Here is a 25,610-nt window from a genome sequence, read left to right as displayed (position 1 = left end):
AAACCACTGTATATTCCGATTGGCTATTCCTGTAAATAATTTGAGACAATCAGGGGTGAGTATCGACCTTCGCTTATTGTTAGAGCTGCAGGAGGGGAATCATGGTCATTGATCGATCACGCCACTGCGCATCATAAAAAGTCCTGGCTCTTCAACGTCAGGCCCAAAGGCATCACGGCTACCGAGTGGTTGAGATCGTAGTTATTGACTGGTGATTAAATATTGAATCACCTCTGGCTTTATAGACACACCCGAATGAAAGCTTTTGGCTGATCACTGCCCTTCACGAAGGGCAGTGATCGGCCAAAAGCTGTCATTCATAATCTCTCCGAAAACACCAGCTACCAACGATTCTCGACCGTTTGGTTAGGGCCGCGGTTAGGATCGCCAGTAATAAAGGCGCAGCAATCAGCATGGAATGCTTCAACGAACGGACCTATCGAGATCACGACATCGGATTGCCCGCCCAGCATAAAAGCTAAATAAACAGGCAGTCAAACGAACTGGAGCAGCAACAGAACCGGGGTTGCCGCAAGGATCCGCGAGAGTCGCCCTTGCCGATGTGCGTAAAAACCACCACGTAGTCGATGCAGGGGCGTCAGCAGAACGAGGAGCGCACCGGCAAGGGTCGCAAATGATTCGTTAGGCCCCTGGTGAGCCCCCACACCATCAGCGGGATCAGGACGAAATAGCGATCAGCAAAGCTGACATGAAACGTTTGTTGCTTAGGCTTTCACGCGGATCTAAAAACGGTATTTGCAGGAACATAACGTACATCAGTATTGAAATTGTCGGGGTCGCCAACGCATTCAAACTCTGGGCGGCTGAGAGGGCCATCACCCCTGCCTATTGCGGCGGTTATGTAACCGCTGCTCCCAAGTCGAGTGTCGCGCTTCCACAGTCGTATAGTTTCGTATAATCAATCAAAAAAAAAGTAAAGAATTCGTAGATCGCCTTGAGTTCCGCAAAAAATATTCTATCCTCCGGAACAAATTTCGACGGAAGAATATCATGAGCAGTTCGCACCTGGGCATTATGATAATTTCAATAATTGGAATGTTCGGATTCGCTTCATTTATTTTTGAATATCTGAGCACCAACTCAACTAAAAACAAACCGCAGAGGCTTCCCGCAGAAGAGGGATCGAAGAGAAAATAAAAAATGCACAGCAGCAATACAACTGATTCCGATCTAATCGCACTATTTTAGATCTTTATAAGATCTTTATTCTTTCGCCCCCAATCCTGTTAACAATTTATTGGACGTCCAACTAGGCTTCCCTCATCGCTGGAGGGAATGCCATGGACTTAATCTTTTTTGTACTTGGTGCGTTGTTTTTCATCAGCCTGGTCGGCCTAGCGCGCGGCTGTGCGGCGCTTAACAGGAGACGGTCATGACCGGCTTCTATTTGTTCGGCGGCCTGATAGCGGCCGGCTTGCTGGTTTATTTAGTCTCCGCGCTGCTGTTTCCGGAGGACTTCCTGTGACTATTCAAGCCTGGGTCCTGCTTGGGGCCTTTCTACTGACGCTCGGCATTCTGGCCTGGCCCCTTGGTCTTTGGCTGACCACAGTGATGGAAGGCAAGTTTGCGTTCGGTGCTCGCATCGAGTCGCCGCTTTATCGCCTTGCCGGCGTCAAGCCTGAAACTCAGATGAGTTGGCTGCAATACGCACTCGCCTTGATCGTTTTCAATTCGCTGGGTTTGTTGGCCGTTTATGCATTACAACGGTTACAAGGTATTCTGCCATTTAACCCGCAAGGATTTGGCGCCATAACGCCAGACTCGTCATTCAATACGGCCGTCAGTTTTGTCACCAATACCAACTGGCAAGCCTACAGTGGCGAAGCAACGATGAGCTACCTGACCCAGATGCTCGCGCTGACAGTACAGAACTTCCTGTCTGCCGGCACCGGTATCGTGGTGGCGGTTGCCCTGATCCGAGGGTTTGCGCGCCACAGCGCGGGCAGCATCGGCAATGCCTGGACCGACCTTACCCGCATCACCTTGTGGGTGCTATTGCCGCTGTCGCTGATTTTCGCGTTGTTCTTCGTGAGCCAAGGCGTGATCCAGAATCTTGACCCCTACAAGGAAGTCACGACGCTGGAGGTCATGCAGTACCAGACCCCGGTACTCAATGAAGCGGGCCAGCCGACCCTCGATACCCAGGGCATTGCGGTGACCAAGGCTGTCAGCATCGACAAGCAGACGATTGCCATGGGGCCGGTTGCCTCACAAGAGGCGATCAAGATGATCGGCACCAATGGCGGCGGTTTCTTCAACGCCAACTCGGCACATCCCTACGAGAACCCCACCGCCATTACCAACTTCTTACAGTTGATCGCGATTTTCCTGATTCCAACCGCGCTGTGTTTCGTCTTCGGCCACATCGTCGGTGACATACGCCAAGGCTGGGCGCTGCTGGCGACGATGACAATCATCTTCGTGATCGCGGTGGTGGCCGTCACCCATTACGAACAACTCGGCAACCCGCAGTTTACAGCGCTGGGCATCGATACGGCGGCGGGCAACATGGAAGGCAAGGAGCTGCGCTTCGGCATCAGTGCTTCCAGCCTGTTCGCGGCCGTGACGACCGCGGCTTCATGCGGCGCGGTTATTGCGATGCATGACTCGTTCAGCCCATTGGGCGGCGCGGTGCCCTTGGTGCTGATGCAGTTGGGCGAAGTGGTCTTCGGCGGCACCGGTTCGGGCCTGTACGGCATGCTGGTGTTCGCCATCCTCGCTGTGTTTATCGCCGGCCTGATGATCGGCCGCACACCCGAGTATCTGGGCAAGAAGATCGAAGCGTACGAGATGAAGATGGTGGCCATCGCGATTCTGGTGACGCCATTGCTGGTGCTGTTCGGTACGGCCATCGCCGTCATGTCCGAGGCCGGCAGGCTGGGGATCGCTAACCCCGGTGTTCATGGCTTTTCGGAAATCCTCTATGCATTCACCTCGGCGGCCAACAACAACGGCAGTGCATTCGCCGGTCTGTCGGCCAACACGCCGTTCTACAACACGTGGCTGGCTATCGCCTGCTGGTTCGGACGGTTCGGCGTCATCGTGCCTGTACTCGCGGTCGCCGGTAGCCTGGCAGCCAAGAAACGACTGGCGGTCACCGGCGGCACGATGCCCACCCACGGGATGCTGTTCGTGGTTCTGCTGATCGGCACGGTGTTGCTGGTCGGCTTGTTGAACTACGTACCGGCGCTCGCGCTGGGTCCCGTCGTTGAACACTTCATCATGATCAAGTGAGATCACGAACATGACACGCGAAGCGTTCTCCTTGTTCGACCCCAAGCTCATACGACCTGCCATGGTCGACTCCATGCGCAAACTCAGTCCCAGGACCCAGTGGCGTAACCCGGTGATGTTCGTCGTCTATATCGGTGCAATCATCACCACCAGCCTGTGGATTCAGGCCCTCAGCGGCAAGGGTGAAGCCAGCACCGGCTTCATTCTCGCGATTGCCCTATGGCTCTGGTTCACGGTGCTGTTCGCCAATTTTGCCGAGGCTCTGGCCGAAGGCCGCAGCAAGGCTCAAGCCGCGTCCCTGCGCGACCTGAAAAAGGAAACCTGGGCCAAGAAACTGCGCGAGCCGCACTATGGCGCAGAGTGGCAATTGGCTCAATCGAGCGACCTGTGCAAGGGCGACGTAGTGCTGGTTGAGGCCGGTGACCTTCCGGACTCGGTGATCCCTGCCGACGGCGAGGTAATCGAAGGTGCCGCCTCAGTGGATGAGTCAGCCATCACCGGTGAGTCGGCGCCAGTGATACGCGAATCTGGCGGTGACTTCTCGGCGGTGACCGGCGGGACTCGGGTCCTGTCGGACTGGATCGTCATCCGCGTGACCACCAACCCTGGCGAAACCTTCGTCGACCGAATGATCGCGATGGTCGAGAACGCCAAGCGGCAAAAGACCCCGAATGAAATCGCCCTGTCGATTTTGCTGGTCGCACTGACGATTGTGTTCCTCGGCGTAACGGTGTCGCTTCTACCCTTCTCGCTGTTTGGTGTTGCAGTGGCGAAATCCGGCATACCGGTCTCGATTACCGTCCTGATCTCACTGCTGGTGTGTCTGATTCCCACCACCATTGCCGGCCTATTGTCGGCAGTCGGTGTGGCGGGCATGAGCCGCATGATGGAGGCCAATGTGATTGCCACCTCCGGCCGAGCCGTGGAAGCCGCAGGAGATGTAGATGTTCTGTTGCTCGACAAAACCGGGACTATCACTCTGGGCAACCGTCACGCCTCAGTGTTTTTACCGGCTCCGGGCATCAAGGAAGACGAACTGGCGGATGTGGCGCAACTGGCCTCCCTGGCCGACGAAACACCCGAGGGACGCAGTATCGTCGTATTGGCCAAGCAGCGTTTCAATTTGCGGGAACGAGACATCGGCGCGCTCAACGCCCACTTCGTGCACTTTTCGGCGCAAACGCGCATGAGCGGAGTCAACCTGGGCGACCGGCAAATACGCAAAGGGGCTGGCGAGGCCATCCTCAAGCATGTCCAGAGCCTGGGCGGCAGCTTTCCCGAGACCGTGCAAGCCAGCATAGAGGAGGTGGCGCACCGGGGCAGTACTCCGCTGGTTGTCGCCGATGGGGCCAAGGTACTGGGGGTCATCGAACTCAAGGACATCGTAAAGGGCGGCATCAAGGAGCGCTTCGTCGAATTGCGCCGCATGGGAATCAAGACGGTCATGGTGACGGGCGACAACCGGGTGACCGCCGCCGCCATCGCCGCCGAAGCCGGTGTCGATGACTTTCTGGCAGAAGCGACGCCGGAAGAAAAATTGCAGCTGATCCGCAGCTACCAGGCCGAAGGCCGGCTGGTGGCCATGACCGGCGACGGCACCAACGACGCCCCGGCGCTCGCGCAGGCGGATGTCGCCGTGGCGATGAACTCGGGGACTCAGGCCGCCAAAGAAGCGGGCAACATGGTGGACCTGGACAGTAACCCGACGAAGTTGATCGAGGTAGTGGAAACCGGCAAGCAGATGCTGATGACCCGTGGTTCGCTGACCACCTTCTCGATAGCCAACGACATCGCCAAGTATTTCGCCATTGTGCCGGCGGCCTTTGTCTCCACTTACCCACAGCTCTCAACACTCAACATCATGGGCCTCACCAGCCCGAACTCGGCGGTGCTGTCAGCGGTGATCTTCAACGCACTGATCATCATCTTTCTGATTCCCCTGGCACTCAAAGGCGTGAAATATCGCCCGGTCGGCGCGGCCTTGCTGTTGCGTCGCAACCTGTTGATCTATGGGCTGGGTGGAGTGATCGTTCCATTCATTGGCATAAAAGTGATCGACATGGCGCTGTTTGCCGCCGGTCTGACTTGAAGGAGTACTGTCATGGTTTCTCTGCTGCGTCCGGCGTTGACCCTGCTGATTGTACTTTCATTGATCACGGGCCTGGCTTATCCACTGGTCACGACCGGGATCGCCAGGCTGGTCTTCCCGTCTCAGGCGGCAGGCAGCCTGATCGAAAGAGATGGCAAAACCGTGGGTTCGTTGTTGATCGGTCAGGGCTTCAGCGATCCAGGGCATTTCTGGAGTCGCCCGTCTGCAACCAGCCCTATGGCTTACAACGCGGCGGCATCATCGGGGTCGAACCAGGGGCCTCTGAACCCCGCACTGGCGGACGCGATCAAAGCCCGCATCGATGCCCTGCGTGCAGCCGACCCCGGGAACACCGCTACGGTGCCCGCCGACCTGGTCTACAGTTCGGCTAGCGGCCTTGATCCGCATATCAGCATCGCAGCAGCCCTGTATCAGGCGGGCCGAATTTCGCGCGTGCGCAGCCTGTCCATTGAACGTGTTCGTCAACTCATTGCCGAGCACTCTGAAGGCATGCTGTTAGGGTTCCTTGGCGAGCCTCGGGTCAACGTATTGGCATTGAACCTGGCACTCGACGCCACGCATTGAGCGCCAACTCACACACGGTGGGCTTGATGGCCGAACAACGTCCTGATCCAGACCAGCTACTGGCACAGATTCGCGAAGAAGAAGCGCAGGCCAAACGCGGTCGGTTAAAGATTTTTTTCGGGGCCAGTGCCGGGGTCGGCAAGACTTACGCGATGCTGGTCGCCGCCCAAACGGCGAAACAACAGAACATTGATGTACTGATCGGCGTAATCGAAACCCACGGCCGCGCCGAGACCCTGGCGCTGACATCGGGGCTCGAACAATTGCCTCTCAAACAGGTCATCGACAAGAACCGTACGCTGACCGAGTTCGATCTGGATGCCGCTCTATTGCGAAAACCGGCCCTGATTTTGATCGACGAACTGGCTCACTCCAACATCATCGGTTCCCGCCATCCGAAGCGCTGGCAGGACGTAGAAGAGGTGCTCAGCGCCGGTATCGATGTCTGGTCTACCATGAACGTTCAGCATCTTGAGAGCCTGAATGACATCGTCGGCGGTATTACCGGTATTCGCGTATGGGAGACCGTGCCCGACCATGTGTTCGACACGGCCGATGAAGTGATCATTGTTGACTTGCCGCCTGACGACCTGCTTCAACGCCTCAAAGAAGGCAAAGTCTATCTGGCCCATCAGGCCGAACGTGCGGTGCAGAACTTCTTCCGCAAAGGCAATCTGATCGCGTTGCGCGAACTGGCGTTGCGGCGTACTGCCGACCGTGTCGACAGCGAGATGCTGCAATACCGTAAGAGCAGTGCAGTAAAACCCGTCTGGGGCACCCGCGACTCGCTGCTCGCTTGCATTGGCCCCCATGAGCAGGGAGAAAAAACCGTACGCTTGACAGCTCGTCTGGCCGCACGGCTCAACGTGCCATGGCATGCCGTGTATGTCGAGACACCCGCCTTGCAGCGCCTTTCCGATGCCAAACGTCGTCGTGTCCTGGCGACCTTAAAACTGGCTCAGGACTTGGGCGCGCAGATCTCGACCCTGGCCGGCCAGGACATTGCCGAAACCCTGGTCAAGTACGCACGGCAGCACAATCTCTCCAAAGTCGTGCTGGGGCGCGACGATCGACCCCGTCGTCGATTCTGGGGGCGGGTGCTCGCGAATCGGGTTGGCGCACTGGGTGCGGATCTGGACGTGATTCAAGTCTCGCTTCCGGCCAGCCAGGGTGTACAGGCCGAAACCGGCCCCGCGACGAACGAGAACCCGGTGGCGTGGAAGTCCTATATATGGAGCGTGGCACTTTGCGCGGTGACGACCCTTGCGATTTTGCCCCTGGCTGAGGTACTGGAGGAGGCCAATATTGTCATGCTGTTCTTGCTGGCCATCGTCGCCGTCGCGGTTCGATGGGGGCGCGGTCCGGCAATTCTGGCGGCCTTTGTGTCGGTGGGTGCATTCGATTTCTTTTTTGTAACGCCGCGTTTTTCGTTCGCCATTGCCGATGTCCAGTACCTGGTGACCTTCAGCGTCATGTTCGTTGTCGCGCTGGTGATCGGACAAATGACCGCAGGCCTGACCTACCAGGCGCGGGTGGCGCAACGACGCGAAGACCGCATGCGGGCGCTGTACGATATGTCGCGCCTGTTGTCTGCCGCGCTGCTGACCGAGCAAGTCGCCGAAATCGGCGCACGTTTTCTGTTCACCGAGTTTAGTGCAAAGTCAGCACTGCTGGTCGCTGACGACAACAACAAACTACAACCCGCGCTGATCACCGACGATGCTCCGCTAGTCGACTTGGCCATTGCGCAGTGGTCTTTCGATAAAACCGAACCGGCCGGCTATGGCACTGACACCCTGCCCTCCAGTTCCACCCTCTACCTGCCCTTGTCAGCCCCCATGCGGGTGCGCGGTGTGCTGGCCGTGCAGCCAAGAGACACGAGCCGGTTGGTGGTGCCGGAACAGCGACGCCTGCTCGATACTTGCGCGTCATTGCTGGCTATCTCCCTCGAACGGATTCACTACATCCACGTGGCCCAAGACACGACGGTCCAAATGGAATCCGAGCGCTTGCGAAACTCTCTGCTCTCGGCTATTTCCCATGATCTGCGAACGCCGCTTTCGGTGTTGGTGGGACTTGCCGAGGCGCTCAAACTGACCAGGCCAGCCCTGACTGGCGAATCCGCAGAGATCGCCACTGCGGTGGGTGAGTCGGCGCTGCGCATGAATACGCTGGTCAACAACCTGCTGGACATGGCACGCCTCGAATCCGGCAAAGTGGTGTTGAATCGGCAGTGGCAACCCATCGAAGACGTAGTGGGCAGCGCCCTGAGAGCCATCCAGCCGGTTCTGGGGACTCACCCCGTTCGGGTTGCACTGAATGAAGACTTGCCACCGGTTCGTATCGACGCCGTGTTGATTGAACGCATCCTTATCAACCTGATCGAAAACGCCACCAAGTACACAGCTACCAACACACCTATCCACCTGGGGGCCAGTGCGGCGCCTGACAGTATCGAGTTATGGGTTGCCGATGAAGGACCAGGGTTACCTCGTGGTCACGAGGAAGCGATATTCAGCAAATTCGTACGCGGCAATAAGGAAAACTCGATACCCGGCGTTGGGCTGGGCTTGGCCATTTGTCGAGCCATCGCCCAAGCTCACGGAGGAACCATTTATGGGGTGACACGCCCAGAGGGCGGTGCGCGCTTCACGTTACGCCTGCCCCGTGAGGAGCCTCCCCTCGAACCCTTTGCTCAGCAGACCGATGAGGAATAGCCATGACCGAATCGATGCTGCACGTCCTGATCATTGAAGACGAGAAGGAAATACGACGCTTCGTGCGAATGGCCCTGCAAGCCGAAGGCCTGGAAGTTCATGAAGCCGATACCTTTCACCGCGGCCTCATTGATGCAGGAACACGCCATCCGGACCTGATCGTGCTCGACCTCGGACTTCCCGACGGAGACGGTATTGACCTTATCCGGGACGCACGGAGTTGGTCAGAGGTGCCCATCATTGTCTTGTCTGCCCGTGGCGCTGAGTCGGACAAAATCCTCGCACTGGATACGGGAGCTGACGACTACCTAGTGAAACCTTTTGGCACCGGGGAACTGCTTGCTCGCGTTCGCGCACTGCTACGCAGACACATGAAGGATACCGAGAACCATGCGGTCCTGGCCTTTGGCGAGGTCCAAATCGATATGGAACGGCGTGTCGTGGAACGCTCCGGTGCCCCTCTGCATTTGACACCGCTAGAGTATCGGCTGCTGGTCCATCTGTGCTCACATCCGAACCGGGTGCTGACTCATCAGCAATTACTCAAGGCTGTCTGGGGGCCTACGCACACCACAGATACGCCTTACCTTCGAGTATTCATGGGAGGACTGCGTAAAAAAGTCGAAACAGACCCTTCCCAACCGCGACACCTCATCACCGAAACGGGTGTTGGGTATCGCTTCATTCCTTGAGCATACATTTACGAGGATAAAAGTCCCTAAAGTCGTGGCATACGAGGTCCCCTTAACACAAGGCTTCGGTGTTGGAGACAGTCGGCAGTCCGCTGACGAACTGCTCGCGTGCGTAAAGAGTCACGGAGGCACGCAACTTGTTGCCGCCGAAAGCGCACATCTTATCGAACGCCTTGTGACTGACGGGAAGATGCTGGCAGTCGAGTGCGTCACGGTGCTGACTGTGATCAATGTCCGGGTCATGTAGGTAGACGAAGTCTTCATCGTAGTCAGTAACCATTACCCAGTGCGGGGCTTTCGAGCGAGTCAGGCGGTAGCTGCTGATCAGCACCAAGGGTTGACCGCCGGCCTTCAACGTGAGTGGCAGATCCAGCTGGTTGCTGCTGACCTGCTCCACATCACTCTGCTGAAGCTCCGTGCAGAACTCTTCGTGAACCAGGCGCATAACTTCCTTTTTATGTTCGTCGCGAACGCCGTCGAGAAACAACGGGCCTGCGATGCTCACTTGCAGGCGTACTCGAAATCCTCGGCGCCAGGCCGCCAGTGCCAGGCCTTGGGGACTGCAGCCGCCGTGCCCCGAGGTCATGAACACTGTCGTGGCTTCACGCCATATTTGCAGTTCGTCCCTGCGCTCGATTAAGCGATCTGGTTGCAATGCACTCATGGCCATCAGGAGGCAAGCCGGGCCGCAGGTAAATTCAGTGGTCTGTTGGTAATAGGGCACTTGGAATTCACGGTTTTCCCGATGTTGCAGAATACGCTTCTCCAAACGCAGCGCATGCACATGGTCTTCGTAGTAATCCTTGACCACGGCGAAGCGCCGGTAACCATTGCGCTCATAAAGACTGATGGCGACGGGATTATCCGGTCGAACTTCCAAACGCAGGTAGGCGCAGTCGTGTGCGCGAGCACAATCTTCCGCTTGATCCAATAGCTGTTTTCCTAGGCCGAGACCACGACTGTGGGTGGCGATCGCGATGGAGTACAGACGTGCCAAAGAGGTGCCGCGGTGGAACAGGATCAGGCAGTAGCCCATCAGTTGGCTCTCGGCTTCTGCGACGATCAGGCTGGCATGGGCTCGGCTGATCATCCACTGAAAGCTGCGCGGAGTCAGCCGATCATAGGTAAAGCATTGGTTTTCCAGTTCCAGCAGAGACTTCAGATCATTTTGTGTAGCCTTGCGAAATACGAGGTTCATATAGCCGCCGTAAAAGTTGCGTAATGAAACGAGACTTTTTTAAAAGATCGTGCTTAATAGATAAGGACTTGTTTTCCAACGGACCTTTTCATATGTCAGCGGTACAGGGTGATTGGCGTAAAGTATCAGAGCAAAATCGGTTAACGGCAATATCAAACCTTACCTATTTACCGGACGCACCGGGAAGGTCCAGCCAGGTGGTTATTATTGTTGAGCGAAAAGAAGACTGGGCCTCTTATTTCCCCTCGGAGGACGTAGTGAGTGCACAGGAATATCTCGAGCAACCACTTGAACGCGAAGCCGGTAAGCGTGTTCAGGTTATTAATTTGTGCCGGAGCTACAAGTATTTAGGGCACGGATATTACTGTTCATTGCTGGCAGAAGCTCGCGGTCATAAAGTTATTCCGTCTGTGCGCACCATTAGCGAACTGACCCGAAAGTCACTGTATGGCCTAGCGCTAGATGATCTGGGCAAGGCTCTTGAAAAAGCACTGAACAACCACCTGTATAGCAATACTGAAGGATTCACACTCACCCTGTACTTTGGTAAAACCAACCTTGAACCGTTACAGGAACTGGCCCGGCAAATTTTCGAAATATTCCCTTGCCCGATCCTTCTGGTAGAGTTCCGCAAAAGCAATAGTTGGCGCATCGAGGGAATAAAGTCCGGTGTCTTGCAAAAGTTGCGCGAAGACCAGGAGGATCAGTTTGCCAACTCGCTGGACAGTTTCAGCCGCAAGATCTGGCGAATGCCGCGTTCACCACGCGTGGCCCGCTACGACCTGGCCATATTGCATGACCCGCAAGAAGCGCTGCCGCCTTCCAACGCCAAGGCACTGGAGAGTTTTATCCGGGTCGGCAAAGGCTTGGGTATTGATGTCGACCTGATCGAAAAGAAAGACTATTCGCGAATCGCCGAGTATGACGCCCTGCTGATTCGTGAAACCACCAGCGTGGATAACCATACCTACCGCTTCGCCAAGAAAGCAGAAAGCGAAGGTCTGGTGGTGATGGATGATCCCGCCTCGATTCTGCGCTGTACCAACAAGGTGTATCTGACTGATTTACTCAAAAGCCATCAACTGGGTATGCCGGCGACCGAAATTCTCTATAAGGAACGACCGGAAGACTTCGAGCGAGTCGGTGAACGCCTGGGCTTTCCGTTAGTGCTGAAGATTCCCGATGGATGTTTTTCCCGTGGGGTGATCAAGGTCGAAAGCCAGCAAGCACTGCTGGAAGCCACCGCAGAACTATTCGAACACTCGGTGTTGTTGCTGGCGCAGGAGTTCTTTTACACCGAGTACGACTGGCGTATCGGCGTGCTCAATCGCAAACCGATTTTCGCCTGCCAGTACTTCATGTCCAAAGGTCACTGGCAGATCTACAACCACAAAGCCAAGGGCCCGGACATCAATGGGGAATGCCGCACCTTGGCCGTCCACGAGGCACCGCGCGCGGTAGTCGAACTGGCGGTGAAGACCGCCAACCTGATTGGCGATGGTTTGTATGGAGTCGACCTGAAGCAGTCCGGCGATAAGGTGGTAGTGATCGAAGTGAACGACAATCCCAACCTAGATGCGGGTATCGAAGACGCCTACTTGCAGGACGACCTGTATTCCTTGGTTCTGGAAGAATTCATTCGCCGCCTTGAACTGAAACGCCGCGGCCAGGCCTGGTGAATGCTTGATCCGATACGTATCCTGCCCGACACTGATTTTCTCATTCGATAACGCCAGAGGTCAGATGTGATCAAGAGTTTTCAACTCGCCAATGGGGCGCTGGTATCGGTTGAACACCTCAATGCCGACGTGATGTTGTTCAGCAATCCCGATATCGCAGAACGGGATCTACTGCGCAGCGATTTCAAACTGGACGATCACGCCTTGGCTTCGGCACTGGATCCTGACGAAGTCTCACGCATCGAATTCCACCCGGATAATCTGTTCTTGATCTGGAAGCGTCCGGAAAGTTACTCGGGCGGAGAAAGCCTGGCCTTCGAGGTCTCGTCGTTCGGCTTACTGTTCTCTAAAACACGCTTGCTGGTCATCGCCACCGACGATTCCCAGTTGAGCGGACTGGGGGAGCGGCACCCCTTGCACACACCGCTGGATGTGCTGCTGGACATGCTGTTCAACAACCTCCACCACTACTTGGGCCACCTCAAGGTGATCAAGATGGTTGCTCGTGAGTTGCAGCAGAAGTTCAACTCCTCGATGGAAAATCGACATCTGATCCAGATGTTTAATCTCAGCGAAAGCCTGATCTATTACATCAACGCAATTCACAGCAATGGCGCTGTGCTGACCCGGCTGCGCAACCATGCAGAAAAAGAGCACTTCAGCGTCGAGGCGATCGCGCTGATTGACGATCTGATCATCGAGAACACCCAGTGCAACAAACAGGCGGAAATCTACTCCAGGGTGTTTGCCGGCTTGATCGATGCACGCGGCAATTTGATGAACAACACCATGAACAACCTGTTACGCAAACTGACGCTGATCAATGTGGTCTTCCTGCCTCTCAACCTGATCGCCAGCATTGGTGGCATGTCCGAATTCAGCATGATGACCTCAGCCGTTCCGTGGTGGATTGCCTATCCGCTTTTTCTCACGGGAATGCTGGTTGCCGGGGGCCTGATGGTGATCGCGCTCAAGCGTCTGACGCGTGGCTCACCCAGTGTGAGTGGCCCCCATTGAACCTTCATGTACTGCGCTAGTAGTGCAACTCCCCCTCCCACTTCATCAAGTACGCTGTCGATGACACTCTCACGACCTCCTAGGGGTTATCGGCGCGATCATAAATTGCCAATAATCCTCATCGTGGCAAACGTCGAAATTACACTCTCCAGCGCAGAAAACGGCCGAAAGCCTTGTGCTGGGTCGAATCCGTAGATTGGCGTTCTGGTTTGCGTCGCCAATACCTTCGTCAGCGGGAAGCGGCCAAAGGAAGTGCTCTCGGCCAATTCCTCAGGCGTGCTCTGAGCGGCTGAGGAAGAGGTGTCCGAGTTCGTTCATGGATGACAATCCACCGAGGTTGCCGACATCTCCCTGCGGGGTGATGCACCTACGATACCTTACCCTCGAACCCACTATGCTATTCCTGCACCGGTTTTATATGGAAAAGTATCCGACACAATTCAACGACACCGCCAACGGAAATGACCGCTTCAGCCCGATCGTGACAGGCAGCAATCGGCTGTGGATTCAACTGGTCGACGCAACACAACTAAATTCTGTGTAAGCAGAAGGAGTGTTGCAGATGAAGCAGAGACCTCGGATCTATTACACCGAAAGCCAGAAAAAACTGATGTGGGATCACTGGCAGAACCGGCAATGCCTCGAAACTCCCAACAAACCCTAACGACCCATCAGCGAACTCGCCAACAACGCCTGCAACCCCATCGGCTTGGCAAAGTAATAACCCTGGGCCTGCCCTGCGCCCATTTCGCGCAGCAAGTCCAGCGTCGCTTGATCCTCGACACCTTCGGCCACCACACTCAGGCCCAGCGATTCGGCCATACGCACGATCGCCCGGACGATCGCGCGACTGCGAGGACTGGTGGTCAGTTCGAGGATGAACGACTTGTCGATCTTCAAGCCGCTGAAACGGTATTGATGCACATAGCTCAGGGATGAAAACCCTGCACCGAAGTCATCGAGCACCACCGACATGCCGTTGTCGGCCAATTGTTGCATGGTCAGTCGGGCAATCGCCGGCTCAGCCACCAGCGCACCTTCGGTCAATTCCAGGCAGATCCGCGACGGCTCGACCCGGTGCCGCGCCAACAGTGCAAGCACATCACTGGCGAAGTCCGGACGCGTCATGCTGTAGCTGGAACAATTGACGTGCACCGGAGGCCAGTTGGCGTGCTCGGGCTCTGCGAGGATCACTGCGATGCTGGTCAGCATGTACAGGTCCAGGCGACCGATCAGGCGCAAACCCTCGACATCCGGCAAAAACTCACCCGGCGCGATCACCCGGCCGCCCGGCTGATGCCAGCGAATCAGCGCTTCAAGGGCCAACAGTTCGCCGCTTTCGACGCTGACAATCGGCTGGAAATACGGCAGCAATTCGTCGGTTCGTTTGAGCGCGTTGCGCAACGCCCCTTCACGTTCAACCTGGTCCGAGACTTCACGACGCACTTCCTGATTGAACACCGCGTAGCTGTCGCGCCCGGCACACTTGACCCGGTACATCGCCGCATCGGCATCGCGCAGCAAGTCGGCTGGTTCGTGATGGAACTGACTGTCGGCGCTGACAATGCCGATACTGCAGGACGAAAAAACTTCATGGCCATTGATTAAAAACGGCAGGTCAAACGCCACCAGAATCCGTTCGGCGATGTCGATCACCACGTCCAGCGGCGCCTCGGGAGCGAGCACGGAAAACTCATCGCCCCCCAGGCGCGCCAGCATGTCGGTGTCGCGCAGGCAACCGCGCAAACGGTGGGCGGCCTGCATCAACAGCAGATCACCAAAATGGTGGCCGAGGCTGTCGTTGACCAGTTTGAAACGGTCGAGGTCGATGAACATCACCGCCAGGCGCCCGCCTTCAATGCCGAACTGCGACCAGGCCAGATTGAGGCGCTGTTGCAGGTAGGTACGATTGGGTAGCCCGGTCAGCGCATCGTGGGAGTTCTCGTGTTGCAACTTGGCATTGGCGTGATCGAGCTCGCGGGTTCGGTCGTGCACCCGGGCTTCCAGCTTGAGGTTGGCGGCATGGATCGCTTCGGCGGCCGTGCGTCGCGACAATGCTGTGTCTATGTGCCGCGACACGAACGTCAGCAGTTCCTGGTCACGCAGGGTATAACGCACCTGCGGGGTATAGGTTTGCACCGCAAGCACGCCACGCACCACATCGCCATCGAACAATGGAATGCCCAGCCAGGAGTAGGATCGGACATACTCCTCGTCCAGTTCGATTTCGCCGTGCACGGACAATCGCTCAGCCTCGTCGGCGTCAATCAGGCAAGGTCGACGCTGACGGATAACGTACTCAGTCAAGCCCCGGCGTCCTCGCCGTGCCACCGGGCAGGTCGTCTGCCGCTCATCGACGAAATACGGAAATGTCACTTCACTGGTCGTGTCGTCGAACAACGCAATGTAGAAGTTCCGTGCGAACAGCAGATCACCGACAATGCCATGCAAGGTTTGAAACAACTCAGCCATGTCGCCAGGCTGGCTCGACAGTTCAGCAATCTGGAACAGCGCGCTCTGCAGATGTTCGGCACGCTCGCGGTCTGCCACTTCCTGCCTCAATGCGTCGTTGAGCGCCGAAAGCTCCAGGGTGCGACGCATCACGGTCGCTTCCAGGTCCTCGCGGTGCAGAATCCGGTCCAGCGCCATGGCCACGTGGCGGGCCACCACCAGAAACAGTGCGCGGTCCTCAGCGCTGTAGGTACGGGAAACGTCGTAGACCTGCATCGCAAGCATGCCGAACACGTCATCCGAGGCATTTTTCAACGGTGCGCCCATCCAGAACTCGGGACGATCACCCACGCAGTAGAAACGCTCCTCGGCCTGAGCCGCGAGAATGCCGGCGGCGTCGATCAGCAACGGCTGGCCAGTGGTCAACACCTGGCCGGTCAACGACAGGTGCGAAAGGTCCAGGTATTCGTAGTGCTCGGACTCCACGGCATCAACGTCGATGATGTCGACGTAGTACGGGTAGTCAATCTTGCCACTGTGCGGGTCATACAGCGCGAGATAGAAGTTCTCGGCATCGATCAGGCTGGCCAGCAGCTGGTGAACCCCCTCCAGAAACACTGAGCGGTCGCGGGTCGAACTGGCCAGGTAGGTAATTTCATACAGCACACGCTGGGTAATCTGCGCACGGGCAAGGGTATTGGTCTGTACCTGATTGCCGAGGCGCCGGGCAAACTCGGCGAGCGCCGGTTCCCCGGCATCCTGGAGGGGCGCGAGTAGCCAACCCAGCACACTTTCGCCTCTGCCGGTCGGCCAGCGGTGCAATTTCCAGGTCAGGCAAAAGGCTTCGAACTCTTCATTCGCTACGCTTGAGGGCCATTGCACCCGTGGGTCGCCCTGCCCGACCAAATGCATTTGTTCACCGGCCCGGTAAATTACCCACGCGGTGGTGTGCACCCAGTTGCGCGCTGAGTCCAGCAATTGTTCGATCGTGTCCTCGTTGCAAGCGTAGTCCATGCTGACCGTATCCGAATTCCCTTCAAACTGAAGTGCGACACCGTCGCAATCGTTAGATTGGCCCAAGAAGTCGGTCAATGGACGAAAACTCATCAGCGCTCCCTGAGCCAGAAACTGGCGATACTCACTTACTGGTTGCTAGCAATGTGCCAGTGAGCTTCCCATTTAAAGCTTTTAGAGTTTTTGTTCAACAGGTTTTTCGCTTTGGTACAAACCCGGCGCGGGTTGTGTGATTGACTTCACTGTCGTCGTGCCATGGGGAAGATAGGCGATGTCAGTCCAGTCCAAGTCTAGCGGCTGCTTTCGGAACCAGCGGCAGTCATCGATCTCATTGCAAGGGCGAGGTTTGCGCTGCCTCGCCAGCGGTGCGTCGAACAAAAAATAAATGACTCAGCTGTTTTCGTAGGCAGCAGCTCAACTGAGAATGAGTTTCCAGAAGGAATAGCTCTATTCAAGTTCAGCCCGGCCCAGCGCCGGGCTTTTCCTATCTGCCCTGTCATGCCTTTGTCATACCTGCTAAGCACAATGCGGCCGGCCAAAAGGATTTGGCTCCATCGATAGAGGGCCCGCCACGTGCGGGCTTTTTGTTGCCTGCGCGGGATCTTTCCGATGGTGCTCGCACACAATAAGCGCCTGCATCGCTGATCGATGGCACCGCCACTTATCGTCAAACCGTTGACGCATCAGCCCTGAGCGCGCGCAATAAGTCCCCAAAAAATGATCGCCAAGGGACAATTCCACATGGCAAAGATCATAGTACTCGCAGGTGATTTCCCCCAGTGCGATGGGGAGTACAATCTTGGCACCATGACCCTTAAGACGACCCTTAAGCCGCGCCGAGGGAAAAGCTTCCTCGTCTCCGAGTTTAAAGATCTGACAGTCGAAAACACTGACTCCAATAAAAACATAAAGAGCGCCATAGGCTTTGGAATAGCTGGGGCTATGCTGCTTGGTCCGGTGGGAGCCATAGCGGGCTATCTACTAGCAGGCCAAAACACCGAAGTGACATTTTTGGCCACGCTAAAAGGTGGTCAAACGCTCCTTGCTGCAACCGATAGCGATACGTACCAGGATATCTCGGCGCGAGTCCGCAAAAAATACCACTCCAGCTGAGGCGCCCCATTCGAATCGCAGAGCCGCCCAGTGCGGGCTTCGTGTTTCTGAGGGCCAACCTTACGCGTACTCCCCCAAGTATCCACTGAGTGCTTTTCGGGCCAGGTCATTCAAGGAAATGCTTTGCCTGGTGGCCGCCACGCTCGCACCAAGGTGCAGGTCATGCCCTACCCTCACGTTGAACGACCCCTTGCACGGAGTTTCCGGCTCATGCCCAAGTGATGCGCATGTTTGGAGGTAGTCGTCCATCGAATCACGGAACGCCTGCGTCAGCTCGGCAACCGTCTCGCCTTCATAGCTGACCAGGGCACGAATTAATTCAAGCTTGCCGAACAGGCAATTGTCCTCAGGCTGGCCTCGATGGAGCCGTAGTAGCCCCGGTGCTGCAACATGGTGCTCATTAGATCAGAAGCAGCCATTCTGTTATGGCGAAGCGAGGTGCCGCTAGGAAACGTGGTACAAGGTTTTGGATACCCAGCAGAAGGCCCAAGTTGACGGAACTATCAGCCGCCCTGAATATTGCCGCATAACCTGGCAAATCTCGGTGGTTTGTTCCAAAACCATCTGAGGATCCTGAGCACATTTTAGATACTCCCCTGAATCGGTGAAGTGTTTAGTCCGGCGCGTAAGCCTTCAGAAAGGTAAAAACAGCTCGATCCACCGCGAGCGCAAGTTCCTTTTCATCTGGGGCGCTTTCCAGCACGTGTAACAGTAATGGCTCGGCAAGGTCAGCCTCCAATAGGGCGCGCAGATGCTCTGCGGCAAGTTGTGGATCGGCGGTGCGCAAGACTCCCAATGCCATGCAGTTGGATAGAAACACTGCTACATGTGCCCGCAGAGAGATGATTTTGGTGAAGAACAGTTTGCCGATATCAGAGCGTTCCGCTTCGGCGATCATCAGGCGGCGCACAGCCACCATGTCGGCGGAGCAGATCAAACGTAGGAAACTGACACCAAAATTTCGAAGTACTGATTCCGGGTCGGTTCGAGATGCATCCAACTGCGCAATGGCTCCCGAGATGTACTCTTCGGCGGCACCCACCATACATTCGAGGAACAGATCTTCCTTCGAGGAGAAGTGGCTGTAGATCGTCGCCTTGGAGCCGCCAACCTCGGTGGTTATTTGTGAGACGGATGTCTTGTCGAACCCCTGCGTACGGAATAACCGGTAAGCGGTGTCCAGAATGGCGTCCCGCTTCGCGCTCCTTCTATTCATGTGTCCTCCTTCGTTGCATGAACTGAACTGTTCGGTACAGTTTTTCTTGACGGGAGCCCAAAGTCAACGCTATAAACTGTACCGTACGGTACGAATTGATAAATCCTCTATCGATAAACGTCCCTTGCCACTGTCACCCCGGCACCTCTTCGGGTTTGATTGCTCGCTGCAATCCTCGTCGCGTCCGGGGGCGCCCAAAACTACGAATGAACAACTCAAGGAATTCGAGGAGCTATCAATGGCCCAACCTTCCGAAAACTTTATCCCGAGCACTACTATCTCGGGACGCAACAAACGCGGGCGATTGACGGTTCTGTTCGGACTGCTTGCCATTTTCCTGATGATTGCCGGAGCCGGTGGCTGGGCCTACTTGACTGAAATGGACTCTCGCCATGCCGAGAAAGCGCCGGCACTCACGGTAGATAGCGGGGCGATGAGCTTTTTCCGGCATGTAATGGAGCAGGACTATCTGGTAGGACTTTCCGGCGGCAAGTCGGCATTGGTGGAGCTTTCCTTGGTCAGCCCAGTTGAACAGATGCCGAGTTCCAGTCTGGCAGCCCTGTATGCAGAGGGCGAGGCGATGGCCACTGAGCCCTACAAGAGCAGGAAGATAATTGTCAGCGGAGAAATCGTCGCCGTCAGGATTGACTTCAACGATGACGTGATCGTCGAGCTTCCCGGTTATGACCCTTCCTACAATGTTCAGGCGGTTCTCCACAAGGACGTCAAGCGTTATACCGGCCCTATCCTGACAGGCGAAAATGTGCGGCTTTATTGCACTGTGCATGGAAAGACGCTCGCCGACATCGCCAGCCTGGTCTACCTGACGGATTGCGCGTCGGTTGACCTCAGTGCCGATGCCCGCGAGTTCGCAGCGCACCTTACCGACAAGATGAATACCTGGCTGCACACCGGGGGTGCACACGAGTTTCGTTCCGATTACGTCGCCTCCTATTTTCTGACGACCTATCTCACCGGAACCAAATTGCCGGCAGATCACCCGTGCCGACTCAAGCAGGCCTCCCTCGATCAATGTGTCAGTTCATTCGAGTCCATCAACCTGCGGGCCCTATTTGAAATGGCCAGGGTCGATCTCGATAGTTGGCGCCCATGGCTAGGCTTACAGCCACTGGCAAGGCAGGTCAGCAGCCTTTGATCCACTGGACTCCTAAGGTCGTACTTCATGATGATTTATCCTGACGCGATCGCGGCGCCTCGGAGACCCCGCGTTTCTTCGATAGTCAATGTCCTTTGCAAGGAGGAGCAGATAGTCGACAACTGCCTCTTTGCCAATCTTAGTGTCAACAAGAAGCTTGTCTGGGGGTTGGCCCTGATCCTGCTCATGACTTTTTTCGTTACATCGGCCGGTATGCAGCACCTGGAGCGGTTGATTGTGCGCAGCGAGAAGATGGGCGCCATCACCGAACTCAACAAGCTGGTGCAGCAAGCCAGGGTGCTGCGTCTCCAGTTCGAGGTCACAGCCCAGGCACGCGCCTTTTTATGGAGCCCCCAACACCATGTCTAAAACCCAAGGGTTTGCCCTTGCCGCCCTGCTCGCCGTCGCCGCTATTTCGCTGTGGACCCTGCTCGCCCAGTTCGCCCCAACCGTCAAATCCGCCATTGAGACCGAAGGCGGCCTTGCTACCCAAGCTCAGGTGCTCGTAGGTACCGTTGAATTCTCGCCCTTCACCGGCATGGGGGTGCTTGATGGGCTTACCGTGGGCAACCCTAATGGTTTCTCTTCGCCCTATGCGGTGGTGGTGAACCGTATCGCCTTGCAAGTGGAGAGTGGCTCCCTTCTTGGCAACGGCCCTGTCATTGTCGACTCCGTCACAATCGTCGCGCCGCAGATCACTTACAAGGCGCAAAGTCCCACCGCCATTAGCAATCTGGAAACTATCAAGAACAACGCCCAAGCCTATTCCGCCACCCCGGCTGCTATACGGGCGGGCAGCACCGTACGCAAGGTCATCATCCGCGATCTCACCGTCATGGGCGGCTCGATCTCACTTGACATTCCCCTGTCCGGAGGCGCGCTTACGGTACCGCTGCCTCCGCTGCATCTCGCCAATATCGGCGTGACCACAAACGGTGCCACTCCGCCCGCGATCATCCGCGCCGTGTGCGAGGCACTCGCGGAGGCAGCCAAAAAGGCGATCACCGAGGCCATTGCCCAGAAGGTCAAATCCGTTGTCCATCTGCTCAAGCCGCCCGCAGGTGGGTTACCAAAGCTACCGCCGCCGCCTTTGCCCCAGCCAACTTCCCCACCCGGTCCTCCTGACATAAAACCTATGCCGTCCCCGCCCGGTTTTCCCGACATAAAACCTTTGCCGTCCCTACCCGATCCTCCCAGCATAAAGCTCTTGCCTCCTCCCGGTATGAGGGCTTTACCGCCTCCACCTGGCTTTTAGGGGCTGACTGGGCCACTGCACGCAGGGCGTGTTTGGCGGCATTACTGTGTACGCCCTGATAAGACGTATGAACTCAATGGATGCAAATGTAACCCGGTGCAGACAGGTGGCTGGTATGGGCAAAAAACGGTGTTGTCTGAGATAGTTGGCCTCTTAAGTGTAAAAATCTTTCCCGGGAGTTCACCCTTCACCAGTACGCGACGGCTGCAACGTGAGCATGCATGCGAAAAAAGGCGATATGCGCATTATCGATTTGTAGACGCAGGGCACCCAGCTTTGCTGAGGATGTGGAATAAACGCTGGAATAAGCTATACACCGGTATCATCCACGTCACATGCGTAAACTTTGATGCCTGATTTAAGTCCAGGCTGACGTCGATTCCGCTCGGTCGCCACCGGCAGAAACCGGCCCAGAGTGTGTAAAAACGCTTTCGCGAACCCTTGCTATGATTTCTGAGGATTTCATCGCAAGGATCGCCCATGAAGCGCTTTATCCAAGGTGAGCATCGAGGCCAAAGCACCTTACTTCCCGAGAGTCTCGACGATTACGTCACGGATACCAATCCGGTGCGCGTAGTCGACGTCTTTGTCGACGAACTCGACCTGGTCGAACTGGGTTTTGAAGGCGCCATACCGGCAGATACTGGCCGGCCGGCTTACCATCCCGCTGTCCTGCTGAAGATCTACATCTACGGCTATCTGAACCGCATTCAGTCGAGCCGGCGCCTGGAACGAGAAGCCCAACGCAACGTCGAACTGATGTGGCTGACCGGGCGTTTGATGCCCGATTTCAAGACCATCGCCAACTTCCGAAAAGACAACAGCAAGGCCATCCGAGGCGTCTGCCGCCAGTTCGTGGTGCTGTGCCAGCAGTTGGGATTATTCGGAGAAAATCTGGTTGCCATCGACGGCAGTAAATTCAAGGCCTTCAACAACCGCGACCGCAATTTCACCAGCGCCAAACTGAAGCGGCGAATGGAAGAAATTGAATCGAGTATCAATCGGTATCTGACTGCGCTCGACGAAGCCGATCAGCAAGAACCCTCAGTCGCTCAGCCCAAGGCTACTAGTCTGCAAGAGAAAATCGACAAACTCAAAGCTCAGATGAAAGAGTTACAGGTCATTGAAATTCAGCTCAACAAATCGCCGGATAAACAGGTCTCACTGACCGATCCAGACGCCCGTTCCATGATGACTCGCGGCACGGGAATCGTCGGTTACAACGTGCAGACAGCGGTCGATACCTAGCACCATTTGATCGTTGCGCATGAGGTGACTAACGTCGGTTCCGACCGCGATCAACTCAGCTCGATGGCCAAGCAGGCACGCGAGGCGATGGCGTCAGAAACGCTTTCGGTAGTGGCTGACCGAGGTTACTTCAAAAGCGAAGAAATCCTCGCTTGTCACGATGCAGGCATCACCGCCTATGTGCCCAAGCCGATGACCTCTGGAGCCAAAGCCGATGGGCGTTTCAACAATGATGCCTTCATCTACGACGCTTCAAAAAATGAATACCTTTGTCCGGCTGGAGAAGCGCTGATCTGGCGCTATACCAACGTTGAAAAAGGCCTGACGTTGCACCGTTACTGGAGTTCGAAATGCCGGGGCTGCGCAATGAAACCGCAGTGCACACCGAGCACGGAACGGCGGGTTCGACGCTGGGAGCATGAAGCCGTACTGGAGGAAATGCAGGACAGGCTGAGCAACGCGCCGGAGATGATGCGAGTCCGAAAACGGACGGTTGAGCATCCCTTCGGGACGCTCAAGCAATGGATGGGCGCGACACACTTCCTGACCCGAAAGCTTAACGGGGTGAGTACAGAGATGAGCCTGAATGTGCTCGCCTACAACCTGAAAAGGGTCATGAAAATCATCGGCACCACTGGCTTGATGAAAGCGTTAACGGCGTAAAAACCGGTCTTTTTTACCCCGTTCAAAGGACTTTAAGAGGCTGCTGAGCCGTTTTAACTGTTCCTGAAAGCGTCGTGACCTTGATCGGTGTGCGAAACGTGAGCACGGTCTCCTAGCGTCGATATAGAAAACCCAATCTGACGTTTTTACACACTCTGGGCCGGTAGCAGTCGGCCTACATCCTCGCAGAATATAAACCTGGACATGGTCGGAGGCGCCGTCCTGGCGGAGAAAAGCCACCCGAAGGTGGCCCTAATCTCAAACCGCAATCAACTGCCTAGCCAACGACATCTCAACCGAATCCCCGTGCCCACGTCGGCGGCCATGCCGATGTCGATTTCCTTGATCGAGAATTGCGCATCTTGCGCCGCGTAATGCATGTCGCAGCCGGCAATCAGGTCGATGGCGCCACCCAGGCAATAACCCTGAATGGCCGCGAGCACCGGTTTGCGGCAGTTGTCGACGACGTTGAACGAAGCCTGCAGGGCGAGGATCTTGCGGCGCAGCAGACGCGCGTTGCGGCCAACGTCCTTGCCCAGCTCATTGGCCACACCGGCCAGCATCATCAGGTCGATGCTGGACGAGAAATTCTTGCCGGCGCCACTGAGCACCACCACCCGCACTTCGTCGGTGTCGTCGATCCACTGGAAGATCTCGGAGGTTGTGACCCCAGGTGTTTTGACCTAGGCCCATGGAGCGTTTCTAAGAGGGCTTGGTAGGTGATCACTTCTGAATCGGAACTCAAGTTGGGATGAATTTACCGGTTTGTAAATCCATGAACGCCTGGATGATTTCCTCCTGGGTATTCATAACAAATGGCCCGCCCATCGCGATTGGCTCATCGAAAATGGGACTGGCGTAAACGAGTAACCGCAAGGAGGTCTGCGAGGTTATTTTTAGTGTGGACGTTTGATCCGCTGGCGCAATCTCCGGCCAGGCCAAGTCACCAGCGGTCACGGATCGATCGCCGATGCCAAGCAAGGCATCGCCACCTAGCAGATAGGCAAATGCACGCTGTCCCGCAGGAATTGGGAGCTCGAAGCTCGTTCCTGTATCCAGTTTCAGCTCTATCAATGTGAGCGGCCAGGTCGATCCGTTTGGCACGCTTACCTCACCCAACTGGCCTGCGTAAACACGCGCCTCAACACCTGGCTCCCGATGAACCGGTACGTCTTTCATCTGAAGGTCGGCATAGCGCGCGGGGGTTGATTTGAGCCGTGCAGGGAGGTTCAGCCACAATTGCAAGAGGTGCACTCCCTGCGGTCCAGGCATCTCGCTATGCATGACCCCACCGCCAGCAGTCATAAACTGCGCGGCACCGGGACCGAGCATTCCGCTGGTGCCGGTATGGTCCTCATGCAGCAACTGCCCCTCAATCACGAAAGTCACCGTCTCCATGCCGCGGTGCGGGTGGGTCGGGAACCCGGCGGGCGATGCGAACCAGTCCTCGACCAGCAAAAGGAATGGACTGTTATCGACCGCGTCGTCCGGCGAGATCACCAGGCGAGCTCGGTGGTTGGTGGCTCGAACCTGAGGCTCACCCGCGCGCTGTACCTTTTGGATTGAGAGGGTCACTGCATCATTCTCCAATGACTGACTTACGCGTCGATCGCGGCGATGTGCTGCTCTGCCTGGGCGAGTGCTACCTGGCGTTGCTCCGGTCCAGCGTTGACACCTTCTGCGGCTACTACTTCGAGATCTTTGATGCCCATGAAGGCGAAGGCGCCCCGCAGGTAGGTTTCAGCATGCTCCAGCGCCTGCGCGGGCGAACCTGCGCCGTAGAAACCGCCTCGCGAGATGGTCAAGATAACCCGCTTGTTTCCCGCCAAGCCTACGGGCCTGCCTTCGATGTATTGGAATGTCTTGCCGGCAATGGCAATGCGGTCAATCCACGTTTTGAGCTGGCTGGGGATGGTGAAGTTGTAGAAACCGACGCCAATGACCACGATGTCAGCTGCAAGGAACTCCTGCAGGACCTGCTCTCCCAGCGCCAAGTCCGCCAGCAGTTCCGGATTTTGTGGTGCCTCCATTCCCTTGTGTGAGACCGCGACGTAGGCGCCCGAGAGGTGAGGTATGGGATTGGCAGCCACGTCCCGATAAGTTACCTGAAGCTGCGGGTCAGCCTGAGCCAAGCGGGCCGCAACTTTTGCAGACAGGGAGCGGCTCACAGAGTGGGAGCCAAGAATGCTGGAGTCGAGATGGAGCAGGTTTTTGGACATGGGGCTTCCTTTGGTATAAATTTGATACTTAGAAACTAAATTA

The 25,610-nt window shown here is 56.4% G+C and carries 17 protein-coding genes and 4 pseudogenes; 13 read left to right on the top strand and 8 right to left on the bottom strand.

Features of this window, described 5'->3' with window-relative positions; all coding sequences use genetic code 11:
* Positions 1-337: 337 nt before the first annotated feature.
* Positions 338-837, bottom strand: a pseudogene (locus ACA058_RS10745) (arsenic resistance protein); the annotation flags it as partial.
* Between the two features lie 556 nt (positions 838-1,393).
* On the opposite strand from ACA058_RS10745, the gene kdpF reads away from it, so the two are divergent.
* The 6 genes from kdpF to ACA058_RS10715 are packed head-to-tail and all read left to right on the top strand — an operon-like array spanning position 1,394 to position 9,338.
* Entirely contained in the window at positions 1,394-1,486 is a 93-nt protein-coding gene (gene kdpF, locus ACA058_RS10740; RefSeq protein ID WP_497639052.1) for a K(+)-transporting ATPase subunit F, read from the top strand.
* Positions 1,483-3,255, top strand: coding sequence for a potassium-transporting ATPase subunit KdpA (gene kdpA, locus ACA058_RS10735; RefSeq protein ID WP_497639051.1), 1,773 nt, complete (start codon positions 1,483-1,485; stop codon positions 3,253-3,255). Before kdpF ends, kdpA begins: the two co-directional genes overlap by 4 nt.
* 10 nt (positions 3,256-3,265) lie before the next feature.
* The gene (kdpB, locus tag ACA058_RS10730; protein WP_497639050.1) at positions 3,266-5,344 is read left to right on the top strand and encodes a potassium-transporting ATPase subunit KdpB; all 2,079 of its coding nucleotides are present in this window, start codon (positions 3,266-3,268) and stop codon (positions 5,342-5,344) included.
* A gap of 12 nt (positions 5,345-5,356) precedes the next feature.
* Positions 5,357-5,929 carry a potassium-transporting ATPase subunit KdpC gene (gene kdpC, locus ACA058_RS10725; protein WP_497639049.1) on the top strand — a complete coding sequence of 191 codons (573 nt, stop codon included), beginning with the start codon at positions 5,357-5,359 and terminating at the stop codon, positions 5,927-5,929.
* A gap of 26 nt (positions 5,930-5,955) precedes the next feature.
* On the top strand, positions 5,956-8,646 hold the full coding sequence (kdpD, locus tag ACA058_RS10720; RefSeq protein WP_497639048.1) for a two-component system sensor histidine kinase KdpD: 2,691 nt from the start codon (positions 5,956-5,958) through the stop codon (positions 8,644-8,646).
* Between the two features lie 2 nt (positions 8,647-8,648).
* Complete coding sequence (locus tag ACA058_RS10715; protein ID WP_497639047.1) at positions 8,649-9,338, top strand: response regulator; 690 nt, start codon at positions 8,649-8,651, stop codon at positions 9,336-9,338.
* Positions 9,339-9,390: 52 nt separating this feature from the next.
* Here the strand turns inward: ACA058_RS10715 and rimI are convergent, their stop codons facing one another.
* Positions 9,391-10,536, bottom strand: a complete 1,146-nt coding sequence (rimI, locus tag ACA058_RS10710) for a ribosomal protein S18-alanine N-acetyltransferase (RefSeq protein ID WP_497639046.1) — start codon at positions 10,534-10,536, stop codon at positions 9,391-9,393.
* 92 nt (positions 10,537-10,628) lie between these two features.
* On the opposite strand from rimI, the gene ACA058_RS10705 reads away from it, so the two are divergent.
* Together ACA058_RS10705 and ACA058_RS10700 are read left to right on the top strand one after the other, a co-directional pair.
* The gene (locus tag ACA058_RS10705; protein WP_497639045.1) at positions 10,629-12,215 is read left to right on the top strand and encodes a RimK family ATP-grasp domain-containing protein; all 1,587 of its coding nucleotides are present in this window, start codon (positions 10,629-10,631) and stop codon (positions 12,213-12,215) included.
* 66 nt (positions 12,216-12,281) lie between these two features.
* Positions 12,282-13,232, top strand: a complete 951-nt coding sequence (locus ACA058_RS10700; RefSeq protein WP_497639044.1) for a magnesium transporter CorA family protein — start codon at positions 12,282-12,284, stop codon at positions 13,230-13,232.
* 660 nt (positions 13,233-13,892) lie between these two features.
* On the opposite strand, the gene ACA058_RS10695 is transcribed toward ACA058_RS10700, so the two are convergent.
* Positions 13,893-16,790 carry an EAL domain-containing protein gene (locus ACA058_RS10695; protein ID WP_497639043.1) on the bottom strand — a complete coding sequence of 966 codons (2,898 nt, stop codon included), beginning with the start codon at positions 16,788-16,790 and terminating at the stop codon, positions 13,893-13,895.
* 648 nt (positions 16,791-17,438) lie between these two features.
* Between ACA058_RS10695 and ACA058_RS10690 the strand changes: the two genes are divergently transcribed.
* Positions 17,439-17,810: a hypothetical protein gene (locus ACA058_RS10690; protein ID WP_497639042.1), complete on the top strand. Its 372-nt coding sequence runs from the start codon at positions 17,439-17,441 to the stop codon at positions 17,808-17,810.
* A gap of 60 nt (positions 17,811-17,870) precedes the next feature.
* On the opposite strand, the pseudogene ACA058_RS10685 reads toward ACA058_RS10690, so the two are convergent.
* Positions 17,871-18,211 (bottom strand): annotated as a pseudogene (locus tag ACA058_RS10685) (type II toxin-antitoxin system HicB family antitoxin).
* A gap of 212 nt (positions 18,212-18,423) precedes the next feature.
* Positions 18,424-19,026, bottom strand: a complete 603-nt coding sequence (locus tag ACA058_RS10680) for a TetR/AcrR family transcriptional regulator (RefSeq protein WP_497639041.1) — start codon at positions 19,024-19,026, stop codon at positions 18,424-18,426.
* A 238-nt stretch (positions 19,027-19,264) separates the two neighbouring features.
* Between ACA058_RS10680 and ACA058_RS10675 the strand changes: the two genes are divergently transcribed.
* From ACA058_RS10675 to ACA058_RS10660, 4 genes and pseudogenes are all read left to right on the top strand, one after another.
* A complete protein-coding gene (locus ACA058_RS10675; RefSeq protein ID WP_497639040.1) occupies positions 19,265-20,182 on the top strand; it encodes an OB-fold protein in 918 nt (305 codons plus the stop codon).
* A gap of 27 nt (positions 20,183-20,209) precedes the next feature.
* Entirely contained in the window at positions 20,210-20,551 is a 342-nt protein-coding gene (locus ACA058_RS10670) for a hypothetical protein (RefSeq protein WP_497639039.1), read from the top strand.
* A complete protein-coding gene (locus ACA058_RS10665) occupies positions 20,544-21,437 on the top strand; it encodes a hypothetical protein (RefSeq protein WP_497639038.1) in 894 nt (297 codons plus the stop codon). The genes ACA058_RS10670 and ACA058_RS10665 overlap by 8 nt, the downstream gene beginning before the upstream one ends.
* 480 nt (positions 21,438-21,917) lie before the next feature.
* Positions 21,918-23,348: pseudogene (locus ACA058_RS10660) on the top strand (IS1182 family transposase).
* A gap of 293 nt (positions 23,349-23,641) precedes the next feature.
* Here the strand turns inward: ACA058_RS10660 and ACA058_RS10655 are convergent.
* From ACA058_RS10655 to ACA058_RS10645, 3 genes and pseudogenes are all read right to left on the bottom strand, one after another.
* Positions 23,642-24,004, bottom strand: a pseudogene (locus ACA058_RS10655) (enoyl-CoA hydratase-related protein); the annotation flags it as partial.
* A gap of 85 nt (positions 24,005-24,089) precedes the next feature.
* A complete protein-coding gene (locus tag ACA058_RS10650) occupies positions 24,090-24,923 on the bottom strand; it encodes a pirin family protein (RefSeq protein WP_497639037.1) in 834 nt (277 codons plus the stop codon).
* 23 nt (positions 24,924-24,946) lie between these two features.
* Positions 24,947-25,567 carry an FMN-dependent NADH-azoreductase gene (locus ACA058_RS10645; protein ID WP_497639035.1) on the bottom strand — a complete coding sequence of 207 codons (621 nt, stop codon included), beginning with the start codon at positions 25,565-25,567 and terminating at the stop codon, positions 24,947-24,949.
* Positions 25,568-25,610: the final 43 nt, after the last annotated feature.

It is taken from the genome of Pseudomonas sp. LBUM1649, from assembly GCF_059716155.1.
This window is presented reverse-complemented; position numbering and strand designations above follow the sequence as displayed.